Here is a 10824-nt window from a genome sequence, read left to right on the forward strand (position 1 = left end):
TCAAACACCTCATTCGTCAAAAAAATTACTATAGAGGTGTAGTAATTGTTGTTGTCTTCCTGGCCACTTAGCTCATTTACCTTATAGCAGCAGCCTCGTTCCGCGACAAGTGTCTTGTGTGCGTCACCAAATTGTTACACGCTGTGTGTAATAAAGCGCCGTCACGGTGCCGGGCATGAACCCGGCTATCAAAACAGGCGAGGGCAAGATGAAGATTTCCATTCTCGCGGCTGCGGCCGCGCTGATGGCGGGCGCGTGTTCTGCGCAGGCCGCCAACATCGAATTCTGGTACGGCAATACCGGCGCTGCCGAAAAGGCGATCCAGGATCAGTGCGCCGCTTTCAATGCCGCGCAATCTGCGCATCACGTCACCTGCGTCGGCCAGGGCAGCTACGAAGTGTCGATGCAGAAGGCGATCGCCGCCTTCCGCGCCCATAACCATCCCGTCCTCATTCAGTTCTTCGACGCCGGCACGCTCGACCTGATGCTGTCGGATGCCGTCGTGCCGGTCCAGGATGTGCTGCCGGACGTCAAGTGGGACAATTACATCGCCGGCGCACGCGCCTATTACGAAACATCAGGCGGCAAGCTTTTCGCGCAGCCCTATAATTCCTCGACGCTGCTCTTCTACACCAACAAGACCGAGCTGGAGAAAGCCGGCGTCATGAAGGCGCCCGAGACTTGGGAAGAGGTCATCGAGGCTGCCCGCAAGCTGAAGGCTTCGGGCCATGAATGCCCCTTTACCACCGACGGCGATACATGGCGCGTGCTCGAGCAGTTTTCCGCCCGCCACGGCCTGCCGATCGCCTCAAAGCATAACGGCTTTGACGGCCTTGACGGCGAATATGTCTTCAACACCACCTTCGCCGCCAAGCATCTGCAGAACCTTGTGGATTGGCGCAAGGAAGGGCTCGTCAAGCTCAATGCCGATACCAAGGCCGGCAACTTCACCGCCGCCTTCAACACCGGCGAATGCGCGATGATGGAGAATTCTTCGGGTTCCTATACCGCCTCGGCCAAGGCTTTCGAAGGCAAGTACGAGATCACCGTCGGCCTGGCGCCGATGTATGAGGGCTATGAGCGCCACAACACGCTCGTCGGCGGCGCCTCGATCTACATCATGAAGGATCACGATAAGGCCGAAGTCGAAGGCGCCAAGGCCTTTCTCGACTTCGTGCGCCGTCCCGAGCAGCAGATGTTTCTGACCGCCGCCACCGGCTACGTCCCCGTCACCAACGACGTGATGGATGCGATCGCCAAGAGCGGCGAGGCGAGTGCCCCGAAATATGCAACGGCCGCCGTCGGCATCGAGTCGATGAACCAGCAGCGCACGCCCGATACCCGCGGCATCCGCCTCGGCTTCTACGTGCAGTTCCGCCAGGTGTTCATGGAAGAAACCCAAAAGGCATTCGCCGGTGGTGAGACCATGCAGGTGGCGCTCGACAATGCCAAGAAACGCGGCGACGAGCTGCTGCGCCGCTTCGAGCAGACCTACAAGGGCGTGAAGCTGCAGTGATCCCGACATCCCACGCACGGGTGCGCGCCCCAAGCGCTCCCGTGCGTCAGGCATGGGGCCCATACGCCCGTGCCGGTCTTCCAATGCAGGGCTTCTCCATGACGTCGGAATCTTCGCTCTTCAACCACCGCTGGCTGCCGCTTCTCCTGGTAGCGCCGCTGATGCTGCTGATCGCGCTGTTCTTCTATGTGCCTATTTTTCAGGCCTTTTACTGGTCGTTCTTCCTGGAGCGCCCATTCGGCGGCGGTTCGATGTTCGTCGGCTGGGATAATTTCGCCCGTGTGCTGTCCGATCCCGAATTCTGGGAGGCCGGCTGGCGTACCGTCATCTTCATGGTGACCGCCTCATCGCTGGCGGTGCTGATCCCGCTGGTGCTTGCGGTCGCGGCCGACCGGAAGATCCGCCTGGCGCTGCCGGCGCGCAACGTGCTGATCTGGCCGAAGGGGGTGGCGGGCGCTTCGATCGGCGTCGTCTTCGCCTTCATCTTCAATCCCTTCGTCGGCATGCTGGCGCCGCTCAACAGCGCTTTTCCCGGCATATGGGCGCCTGGCATCGACGGCACGGATGCCTTCATCACGCTGATTGCAGCCCATGTCTGGGGCGGCATCCCGTTCAATTTCGTCATCCTGCTCGCCGGCTTGCAATCGATCTCGAAGACCATGCACCAGGCAGCGGCGATGGACGGGGCCGGGCCGTGGCGGCGCATCCTGGACGTGCAGCTGCCTCTCATCATGCCGCAGCTCTTCCTGACGCTGGTGCTCGAGTTCACCGAGAGCGTCACCTCGGCCTTCGCGCTGATCGATACGATCACCAAGGGCGGTCCAGGCGGCTCGACGACTTTGCTCGTCTACAAGATCTATACCGACGGCTTCACAGGCTACGACCTTTCCGGCGCCTCGACCCAGACGGCGATCCTGATGGTCTTCGTCGTCCTCCTCACCGCCGCCCAGTTCCTCTTCCTCGGCCGGCGCATCAATTATGAGCGGTGACCCATGATCGAAAACGCACGTTCCCTCAACATCGCAGCCAGCCTCATCCTCGTCGTCGGCATCGTCTATATTCTCGGGCCGCTCTACCTGACGCTTGCGACCGCCTCGCAGTCCTATGAATTCATGCTGCGCAACGGGCTTGCCTGGTATCCCGGCACCGCGCTTTTTTCCAATATGGCGCGGGTTTTTGCCGAGACGCATATCCCGATCCAGATGGTCAACAGCATGCTGACCGCCTTCAGCGTCGCGATCTTCACCTGCATCCTGTCGTTCCTGTCGGCCTATGCGATCGTCTATTTCCGCATTCGCTGGGCGGGCGTTGTCTTCGCGCTCATTCTCGCGACCATCATGCTGCCGCTCGATATCCGCGTCATCACCACCTATCAGGTGGCCGCGAACGTGTTTTCGCCGCTGAATGCTCTGCTTGACGTTACCGGCCTCAATGATCTGATCGCAAATATCTTCGGTGCGCCGGTGAAGCTCGAATGGAGCGTGCTGAACACGCTTCTCGGCCTCGTCGCGCCGCTTGTGGCGCATGGCACAGGTACCTTCCTTTTCCGCCAGTTCTTCCTCACCCTGCCGAAAGACCTTTTCAAGGCGGCGCGCATGGATGGGGCAGGGCCGATCCGCTTCCTGTTCAATATCCTGCTGCCGCTGTCGCGAACGAGCTTCGCCGCGCTTTTCGTGCTCACTTTCCTCAGCGGCTGGACGCAATATCTCTGGCCGCTCGTTGCCGCTTCGACACCTGATATGCAGACGGCCGTCGTCGGTCTTGCGCGGCTCGTTCCCGATGCCGACGGCGAAGTCCCCGATTTCCCGATGATCATGGCCGCTACCGTCATCGTTTCCATCATTCCGCTCGCGATGATCGCGCTCCTGCAGCGCTATCTCGTCCAGGGCCTCGTTCTCACGGAGAAATAGCCATGACCGCCATCGACATGGCCATCCGCGCCGCCGCGGCCAACATCACGCTCAACGATGTCACCAAAGCCTATGACGCCGAGACCGTGGTCATCCCGCCGATGGATGTCGAGCTCCGGGCCGGCGAATTCACCGTCGTGCTCGGGCCTTCGGGCTGCGGCAAGTCCACGCTTTTGCAGATGATCGCCGGGCTGGAGCGGGTGAGCGGCGGCACGATCGTCATCGGCGGCCGGCAGGTGCAGGATCTGGAACCGAAACATCGCGGCTGCGCCATGGTGTTCCAGAACTATGCGCTCTATCCGCATATGAGCGTCTTCGACAACATTGCCTACAGCCTCAAGGTCGCCGGTATGCAGAAGGCCGAGCGCATCGAGCGGGTCGGGGCGGTAGCGAAGATGCTCGGCCTTTCCGATTATCTCGGCCGCAAGCCCGGGCATCTCTCCGGCGGCCAGCGCCAGCGCGTGGCGATCGGCCGGGCCATCGTGCGCGAGCCGGGCGTGCTGTTGTTCGACGAACCACTCTCCAACCTCGATGCTCAGCTCCGCCACGACATGCGCGTCGAACTGGCCGACCTGCACCGGCGCATCGGCGCCACCACCGTCTTCGTCACCCATGATCAGGTGGAGGCGATGACGCTGGCCGATCGCATCCTCATCCTCAACAAGGGGCGGATCGAGCAGTTCGACACGCCAAAGGCGATCTATCACCATCCAGCCTCGGTCTTCGTCGCCAAATTCATCGGCGCGCCGCCGATGAACATCCTGCCGGTCATCGGCGACGGCACGGTGCTCAGGCTCGCCGACGGGCAGGTAGTGGCGCAAGCGCGGCTTACAGGCGCCTATCAGCTCGGCATCCGGCCGGAAGATATCCTCATCGATAGCAAGGCGGACGGGCGTGCTGCCACGGCCGCTTTGCGTTTTCGCGAGGATCTCGGCTCGCATTCGATCCTGGCGGCCGAACTCGCCGGCTCGGTCGTCAGGATCGCGACACCCTTCGGCGTCGAGATACCGGATCATAGCCAACTCTCTCTCAATCTCCCTCCCACCCGCCTGCATCTCTTCGATGCGGAAAGCGGCAGGGCCATACCAGGCGCCCTCGGCGCGCACTCAAAGGAAGTCTCATGAAATACATCGACCATATTGCCGACCCGTCGCGTTCCTGCGCCATCGTCGCCCATCGCGGTGCCTGGCATCAGGCTCCTGAGAACAGCCTCGCCGCGATCGAGAATGCGATTGCCGGCGGCTATGACATCGTCGAGGTGGACATCCGCCAGAGCGCCGACGGCGTGCTGTTCATCCTGCATGACGACACGCTCGAGCGCATGGCCGGCATCGACCGCATCCCCGAGGAGATGACGATCGCCGAGATCACCAGCCTGCGGCTGCGCATGGCCGATGGCGGGCCGGACCAGCCGTTCACGACGCAGACCGTTCCGACGCTGGAACAAGTGCTCGAAACCGTGCGCGGCCGCATCTTCGTCGATCTCGATCTCAAGGACCTCGAGATGATGGGCATCGTTGCCGCCAAGGTCAAAGAGATGGGCATGGCCGATCAGGTCGATCTCAAGGCTCGCGCCGGCACGCCGGAGGCGCTGGCTTGGCTCGCCAGGCAGCCCGGCATGGACGGCATTCCGTTCATGGGCCAGGCGTTCTTCAGGGTCGGGAGCGCCGAAGAGACAGCCAAGGCAGTCATCGCGGCGCGCCCCTTCATGTGCGAAGCCAAGTTCGATGCGCTTGAGACGCTGGCCGGCCAGCACGAGCGTCTGCGCAACGCCGGAATCTCGCTCTGGGTCAACACGCTCGATCCGGTCTCCTGCTGCGGCTTGACCGACAGTGCGGCCCTTGAAGATCCGGATGCAATCTGGGGACGGATGATGGCAGCCGGCATCAGCGTCATCCAGACCGACCAGCCCGCGGCGCTCAAAGCCTATATCGAGGCGCGCCGCGCATGAGGGAAGTGTCGGACGACATATTCTCGGCCGTGATGGAGGATATGCGCCGGGCGGCGGTGGCGGAGATCCTGCCCCGCTTCCTCGGCGTCACCGCCGAGGGTATTCGCACCAAGACGGCGCCCGACGATCTGGTGACCGATGCCGATCTCGGCGCCGAGCGACGGCTGAACGAAGCGCTGTCGGCGCACTTTCCCGAGGCGCTGCTGGTCGGCGAGGAAGCGGTTTCGGCCGATCCCGCCATTCTGACGCGGCTTGGCGACGCCGATCTCGCCGTCATCATCGATCCTGTCGACGGCACCTGGAATTTCGCCCACGGCCTGCCGCTGTTCGGCATGATCGTGGCGATCGTCTCCGGCGGAGAGACGGTGGCCGGGCTGATCCACTATCCGGTGACCGGCGATTACCTCGCCGCCCGGCTGGGGCAGGGTGCATGGCACATCGCCCGCGATGGCACGCAGACCCGGCTCAGCGTCGCACCGCCAGGGCCGATTGGGGAAATGCACGGCTTCGTGCCGCTGCATATGTTTCCCGCCGAGGAGCAGCCGGTCTACGCTCGGAGCATGCTGCACTTTGCCCGCACGACCACATGGCGCTGCTCGGCTTATGAATACCGGGCGGTGGCAACAGGCGCTATGAGCTTTTCGCTCAACGCCGAGCTCAAACCCTGGGACCACGCCGCCGGCGTGCTGATCCACCAAGAAGCCGGCGGCTACGGGGCATTGCTCAGCGGTGAAGCCTATCGCCCGGCAATGGCCAGGGGAAGGCTGCTGCTGGCGCCGGATTCGGCAAGCTGGGAGGCGATTGGCCGGAGTTTTGTCGAGGAGTGAAGGCGATTGTGCTTTGGCACGAAGCTCTGGCGCGCCGTCGCTTGCGACGCGCCATTCCAGCCATGCAGTCATCCAGCATTCGGCGTGCTGTTCCTGGTGTGCCGACAGGATCTCAGGCGAAAGCGCCTCACCAATCTCCGTCATTCCTGTGCTCGTCACAGGAATCCAGCCACGGCGTGTCCACGTGAGGGACTCTCATCCTACGAAGCACTTCTCCCGCGCTCAAGGACGTGAGCGCACTGGATTCCTGTGACGAGCACAGGAATGACGGAGGGGAGGTTGGGCGAGTTTATAAGCGGGGAGATGGAGGCGACATTCCTCCGCGGATCAGCGTCCTCGATGGCCGATGCTGGGATCAATATGCGAACTCAAGCCAGAGGCGAGGCAATCACCGCAAGTGCAGGGAAACGAGTCGGATTTTCTGCCGGCAGCGTTGAGATCCGGCAGCGGTCCGGACTTCACCTGGCCCCCGACAGGCGCTAAAAATGAGACATGCGCTACACATTCGCCATAGGTGATATCCACGGCTGTATCGATCCGCTGAAAAGGATGATCGATCGGATCGAGGCTTATGCGCCTGAAGGGACGGCTGTCTTTCTTGGCGACTATATCGATCGCGGGCCTGACAGCAAAAGTGTTCTCGACCGGATCATTGCCGGTCCATCGGGGCCGTGGAGATGGATCTGCCTGAAAGGCAATCATGAGGATATGATGGTCGCTGCCTATGCCGACGGTCAGAGCAGAGCCGTGTGGCTCGGCAACGGCGGGCTGGAGACCGAAATATCCTATGGCGGCAGGGTTTTGCCGCAGCATCTGCAATGGGCGGCCGATCGTCCCCTCACGCATGTCGATCGGCATCGCATCTTCGTCCACGCCGGTGTCGATCCGGCATTTCCGCTGGACCGGCAGAGCGAGCAGGATCTTCTATGGATACGATTCCCTCCCGATTGGTCCGGCGACTATTGGGGCAAGCACATGGTCCACGGCCACACACCATCGCTGTCCAATCCGGTGACGACAGGAAACCGCACCAACATCGACAGCGGCTGCGTCTTCGGCGGCAAGCTTTCCTGCGCGGTGTTCGATGACGAGATTGCCGGCGGGCCGATCGACTTTATCGAGGTGAGGGCATGAACTTGGTCGCTTTGGTAAGGGGGTAAGGCCGGACGCGGCTGAGCGGGAGTGCGGCTTGCTCCCTCTTCTCCCCAGCGGGGAGAAGGTGGCCCGAAGGGTCGGATGAGGGGGCCGCATGGCACATCATTCATTGCCCTTCGCTTGCGCTCAGTGCATTCGCGGATTTGCCGCTCACCCCCTCATCTGCCCTAACGGGCATCTTCTCCCCGCTGGGGAGAAGAGGGCGCGGCGAGCCGCAGCCAGGGCGCCAGGTGGAAGCCGCTCATCAGCAAGTACATGGGCACCATTCCGCCGATCGGGAAGGCATCCGGCGTCGTCATGCAGATCATGTCGGCGCTGCCGGTCGTGGCCGTCAGCAGCGCCATGATCGCGAATGTCGGAGCGGCGGCGAGTGATAGCCAGTCGCCGGCGCGGGCGGCGATCCGGCCGCCCGGGCTAGCGATGCCACTGCTCGGCTTAGCAGCTGATGCGTCTGCTGAGGCGGCCAGCGAGAGCCATTCGGCGGAGTTGAGAGCGACGTTGCCGTCGCCTCGCTCTGGAGTATGGGCGGAGAGCAGCATCGGCGTCACTCCTTGCCGTACCGGTCGTGGTGGCGCCACCAGATGCCGGTTTCGTTGCGGCCCTTGGGTGCGCGGTCGAGCCATTGATACATGCCCCATAACCCGTCCAGCCCGCGCGCATAGCTGGAATAGCTGTGGTAGACGGCGCCGTCGATGAGCTCAAAGGCGCTGACACCCGGGCGGTCGCGGGTATAGGTGGGAACGTCGGTGCCGGTCATGGCGGCGATCTGAGCGATCGGGGCCTCGCTGTCGCGGGGCTGCCACTCCTGGACAGTCCTGCCTGGGAGGGGTTCGGGCGCGGGCGGTTCGCGGCGGTAATTATAGTCTACCTCGCCCTGGTGCTGCTGCTCGGCAGAGAACCAGACGCTGAAATCGCCGTTGAAGTCGCTGCCGAAGGAGGAGGCCCAGGGAAAGCTCCAGTCCATCCGCCGCTTGAACGCTTCGAGCTTTGCGAGCGGCGCGCGCGAGACCGCCCAAAAGGCGACATCGTGGTTTTCGAGATGGACGAAGAAGCCGTTGAAACCGTCGGCGATCGAGGAGCAGGACGGGCATCCCTCGGTATAATCCGGTCCGAACATGAAGTGATAGACGAGAAGCTGCGAGCGCCCGCCGAAGAGATCCTTCAGCGAGACGTTGCCGCCGTCGGTGTCGAAGCGGTATTGCTTGTCGATCCTGACACGCGGCAATTGCTGGCGCTTCATCGCCAGCGCGTCGCTCTGCCGGGTCAGTTCCTTCTCCTCCTCGAGCAGATCGAGCCTTGCTGCCAGCCACTGCTGGCGTGTTGTGTTCAGCTGTGCCGTCATGGGTCTTCTCCTTTGCCTGTCTCTCGTCGTAGCATCCGGCGCAGGCTTGCTTGCCGGTCGACGACAAATCTAAGGCCGAGTGGGGGAATGGCGGGAGTGACAAGTGTGACGGGATTTGAATGGACTCGCTGATCACGGCGGCGGCGCGGGCGCTGGCAGTGGGCGATGCGCTCGGCGCGCTGAAGCGGGTGGCCCTTCGCGACGATGCGCCGGCGTTGGCGCTGCGCGGCATCGCGATGGCGCAGCTCGGCGATCTCGTCCGCGCCAAGGCGCTGCTGAAGAGTGCGGCGCGTGCTTTCGGTCCAAGGGAGGCGATAGCGCGAGCCCGCTGCGTGGTCGCCGAGGCCGAGATCGCGCTGGTCTCGCGCGATCTCACCTGGCCGCCTAAGGAGCTGGAGGCTGCGCGCAAGGTGCTCGAAGCGCATGGCGACAGGATCAATGCCGCCCATGCCAGGAATGTCGAGCTTCGCCGGCTGGTGCTGATCGGCCGGCTCGACGAGGCCGAGCGGGCGCTCGAAACACTCGATCCGACGCCGCTGCCGCCGGCGGCAAGGGCTGCCCATGAGCTGGTGGTCGCGGGCATCGCGATCCGGCGCCTGCAGACGAAAGCGGCGCGTGCAGCACTCGACCGGGCGAGGCAGGCGGCGCGCGAGGCCGGTATGCCCGTATTGACGGCGGAGGTGGAAAATGCCGCCGTCGTGCTCAACGCGCCCGTGGCGCGGCTGATCTCGCGCTGGCGGGAAAGCCCGCTGCTGCTCGAGGAGGTGGAAGAGCTGCTAGGTTCGGGCACGCTCGTCGTCGATGCCTGCCGCCATGTCGTGCGCGACGATCAGCTTTCGGTGTCGCTGGCAACGCGGCCGGTGCTCTTCACGCTCGCCCGGACGCTTGCCGAAGCCTGGCCGGCGGATGTGGCACGCGGCACACTCATCGCGCGCGCTTTCCGCGGCAAACATGCCGATGAATCGCATCGTGCCCGGCTGCGCGTCGAGATCGGCCGGCTGCGTGCCGAAATGCGGGGATTGGCGGAGGTCTCGGCGACGAAACGCGGCTTTGCGCTTTCGCCGCGCCGTGCCGGAGAGACCGCCGTGCTGGCGCCGCTGGTCGAAGGCCAGCATGGGGCGGTGCTTGCCTTTCTCGCCGATGGCGAGGCGTGGTCGAGCTCGGCGTTGGCGATCGCGCTCGGCGCCAGCCCGCGCACCGTGCAGCGGGCGCTGGATTCGCTCGCCGATGAAGGCAGGGTGCAGTCCTTGGGGCGCGGGCGGGCGCGGCGCTGGATGAGCCCGCCGCTACCCGGTTTCCCGACGATCTTGTTACTCCCGGGACCTTTGCCAAGCGACTAGTATGGTCTGACTGATGAAGATGGCCCTACGGGCGAACAGGATGGAAGAGATGAAGAAATCGACAGCGACGATCATCCGCGAATACGGACCTTTCCCAGGCGCGGAACACATCAATGGCGTCACCTTCGACGGTGAACACGTCTGGTTCGCCTCGGGCGACAAGCTGAACGCGCTCGATCCGGCAAGCGGCGAGGTGGTACGCTCGATCGAGGTCGCGTCGCATGCCGGCACGGCTTTCGACGGCACGTTCCTCTATCAGATCGCCGAGGATGTCATTCACAAGATTGACCCGAAGACCGGACGTATCCTTTCCACCATCCCGGCGCCCGGCAATGGCGGCGATTCCGGCCTTGCCTGGGCCGAAGGCTCGCTCTGGGTCGGCCAGCACCGGGGCCGCAGGATCCATCAGATCGACCCGGAAACTGGCAAGATCCTGCGCACCATCGAATCCAACCGCGTCGTGACAGGCGTCACCTGGGTCGACGGCCAGCTCTGGCACGGCACCTGGGAGGGCGACGACAGCGACGTCAGGCGCATCGATCCCGAAACGGGGGAGGTGCTGGAGCGGCTGGAGATGCCCGAGGGCACCGGCGTCTCCGGTCTCGAATCCGACGGCGCCGACTGCTTCTTCTGCGGTGGTGGCGGCAGCGGCAAGATTCGCGCGGTGCGCCGGCCGGGGTGAGGCCTGGTCCCGCAAAGCGGGAGTGATCGATCCAGTGGATCGATCACAGGGCCGAACGCCCTGAGCTATGCGAAGGGCCGGGAGAGGCAAAAAAGACAAGG

Annotated in this window: 11 protein-coding genes; 9 read left to right on the forward strand and 2 right to left on the reverse strand. The window is 63.6% G+C overall.

Going from position 1 to position 10824, the window contains the following annotated elements:
* Positions 1-208: 208 nt before the first annotated feature.
* The 7 genes from B5P46_RS19075 to B5P46_RS19105 all read left to right on the forward strand — a co-directional run bounded on the left by B5P46_RS19075 (position 209) and on the right by B5P46_RS19105 (position 7338).
* The gene (locus B5P46_RS19075) at positions 209-1516 is read left to right on the forward strand and encodes an extracellular solute-binding protein (RefSeq protein WP_129420525.1); all 1308 of its coding nucleotides are present in this window, start codon (positions 209-211) and stop codon (positions 1514-1516) included.
* Positions 1517-1614: 98 nt separating this feature from the next.
* Positions 1615-2505 (forward strand): carbohydrate ABC transporter permease, encoded by an 891-nt coding sequence (locus B5P46_RS19080; RefSeq protein ID WP_129420076.1) that lies wholly within the window; start codon positions 1615-1617, stop codon positions 2503-2505.
* A gap of 3 nt (positions 2506-2508) precedes the next feature.
* Positions 2509-3426 (forward strand): ABC transporter permease subunit, encoded by a 918-nt coding sequence (locus B5P46_RS19085; protein ID WP_129420077.1) that lies wholly within the window; start codon positions 2509-2511, stop codon positions 3424-3426.
* A 2-nt stretch (positions 3427-3428) separates the two neighbouring features.
* On the forward strand, positions 3429-4550 hold the full coding sequence (locus tag B5P46_RS19090) for an ABC transporter ATP-binding protein (RefSeq protein WP_129420078.1): 1122 nt from the start codon (positions 3429-3431) through the stop codon (positions 4548-4550).
* Positions 4547-5377, forward strand: coding sequence for a glycerophosphodiester phosphodiesterase family protein (locus B5P46_RS19095; RefSeq protein WP_129420079.1), 831 nt, complete (start codon positions 4547-4549; stop codon positions 5375-5377). Before B5P46_RS19090 ends, B5P46_RS19095 begins: the two co-directional genes overlap by 4 nt.
* Positions 5374-6204 carry an inositol monophosphatase family protein gene (locus B5P46_RS19100; RefSeq protein ID WP_129420080.1) on the forward strand — a complete coding sequence of 277 codons (831 nt, stop codon included), beginning with the start codon at positions 5374-5376 and terminating at the stop codon, positions 6202-6204. Before B5P46_RS19095 ends, B5P46_RS19100 begins: the two co-directional genes overlap by 4 nt.
* A gap of 492 nt (positions 6205-6696) precedes the next feature.
* Positions 6697-7338, forward strand: coding sequence for a metallophosphoesterase family protein (locus B5P46_RS19105; protein WP_129420081.1), 642 nt, complete (start codon positions 6697-6699; stop codon positions 7336-7338).
* 188 nt (positions 7339-7526) lie between these two features.
* Here B5P46_RS19105 and B5P46_RS19110 read toward each other — a convergent pair whose 3' ends face one another.
* Together B5P46_RS19110 and B5P46_RS19115 are read right to left on the reverse strand one after the other, a co-directional pair.
* Positions 7527-7898: a hypothetical protein gene (locus B5P46_RS19110; protein WP_129420526.1), complete on the reverse strand. Its 372-nt coding sequence runs from the start codon at positions 7896-7898 to the stop codon at positions 7527-7529.
* Positions 7899-7903: 5 nt separating this feature from the next.
* Positions 7904-8701, reverse strand: a complete 798-nt coding sequence (locus B5P46_RS19115; protein WP_129420082.1) for a DUF899 domain-containing protein — start codon at positions 8699-8701, stop codon at positions 7904-7906.
* A 119-nt stretch (positions 8702-8820) separates the two neighbouring features.
* Here B5P46_RS19115 and B5P46_RS19120 point away from each other — a divergent pair, with 119 nt between their 5' ends.
* Positions 8821-10041, forward strand: coding sequence for a helix-turn-helix domain-containing protein (locus B5P46_RS19120; RefSeq protein ID WP_129420083.1), 1221 nt, complete (start codon positions 8821-8823; stop codon positions 10039-10041).
* A 49-nt stretch (positions 10042-10090) separates the two neighbouring features.
* A complete protein-coding gene (locus tag B5P46_RS19125) occupies positions 10091-10723 on the forward strand; it encodes a Vgb family protein (RefSeq protein WP_129420084.1) in 633 nt (210 codons plus the stop codon).
* Positions 10724-10824 lie beyond the last annotated feature (101 nt).

The organism is Rhizobium leguminosarum (genome assembly GCF_004123835.1).
In the GTDB taxonomy this organism is placed as follows: Bacteria; Pseudomonadota; Alphaproteobacteria; order Rhizobiales; family Rhizobiaceae; genus Rhizobium; species Rhizobium leguminosarum_M.

Bases quoted from the DNA above. Each gene is read 5' to 3' on its own strand.
- B5P46_RS19075 (WP_129420525.1), top strand. From the start codon at position 209: ATGAAGATTTCCATTCTCGCGGCTGCGGCCGCGCTGATGGCGGGCGCG.
- B5P46_RS19080 (WP_129420076.1), top strand. From the start codon at position 1,615: ATGACGTCGGAATCTTCGCTCTTCAACCACCGCTGGCTGCCGCTTCTC.
- B5P46_RS19085 (WP_129420077.1), top strand. From the start codon at position 2,509: ATGATCGAAAACGCACGTTCCCTCAACATCGCAGCCAGCCTCATCCTC.
- B5P46_RS19090 (WP_129420078.1), top strand. From the start codon at position 3,429: ATGACCGCCATCGACATGGCCATCCGCGCCGCCGCGGCCAACATCACG.
- B5P46_RS19095 (WP_129420079.1), top strand. From the start codon at position 4,547: ATGAAATACATCGACCATATTGCCGACCCGTCGCGTTCCTGCGCCATC.
- B5P46_RS19100 (WP_129420080.1), top strand. From the start codon at position 5,374: ATGAGGGAAGTGTCGGACGACATATTCTCGGCCGTGATGGAGGATATG.
- B5P46_RS19105 (WP_129420081.1), top strand. From the start codon at position 6,697: ATGCGCTACACATTCGCCATAGGTGATATCCACGGCTGTATCGATCCG.
- B5P46_RS19110 (WP_129420526.1), bottom strand. From the start codon at position 7,898: ATGCTGCTCTCCGCCCATACTCCAGAGCGAGGCGACGGCAACGTCGCT.
- B5P46_RS19115 (WP_129420082.1), bottom strand. From the start codon at position 8,701: ATGACGGCACAGCTGAACACAACACGCCAGCAGTGGCTGGCAGCAAGG.
- B5P46_RS19120 (WP_129420083.1), top strand. From the start codon at position 8,821: ATGGACTCGCTGATCACGGCGGCGGCGCGGGCGCTGGCAGTGGGCGAT.
- B5P46_RS19125 (WP_129420084.1), top strand. From the start codon at position 10,091: ATGAAGAAATCGACAGCGACGATCATCCGCGAATACGGACCTTTCCCA.